The following is a 447-nucleotide window of genomic DNA, read 5'->3' on the forward strand; positions in this document are numbered from 1 at the left end:
AGGTAATATCCGTTAACATACTTTTTTCCGGCTCTTCTTGGTTGAATTGACGTTGTAATAAGTTCGGACAAGTTTTGTGTTCTTGCGTCGCTTTTGCGATTTGTTTGTATGGATTCACACGACGAATCTTTGTCACAAGATTGTATTTACGCATAACCCGAAAAATACGCTTTAGATTCATTGTAATTCCCTTTGTGTTTTCTAACGTCATTTTGATGAATCGTGCACCACATTTTTTCTTTTTACGGTTGAAGATTTCTTGAATCAATTCATAATCCTTCTCATCACTTGCTTCTTTTTCAATGTGTATGTCTAGCTTACGAAGCCAAGCATAATAACCACTTCGACTTACACCAGCTAGATCGCAAACATAACGCACCATGCGTGGAAAGTTGAAGCGACGAATCGTTTGTTCAATGAGTGTATATTTTTCACATGGTGTTAACG

The 447-nt window shown here is 37.1% G+C and carries 1 protein-coding gene; it reads right to left on the minus strand.

Going from position 1 to position 447, the window contains the following annotated elements; genetic code table 11:
- Positions 1 to 447 (minus strand): IS3 family transposase (locus JDS81_RS29830; RefSeq protein ID WP_199688691.1); only part of this gene is annotated, 447 nt, incomplete at both ends.

It is taken from the genome of Bacillus cereus group sp. N31, from assembly GCF_016483245.1.
GTDB lineage: Bacteria > Bacillota > Bacilli > Bacillales > Bacillaceae_G > Bacillus_A > Bacillus_A toyonensis.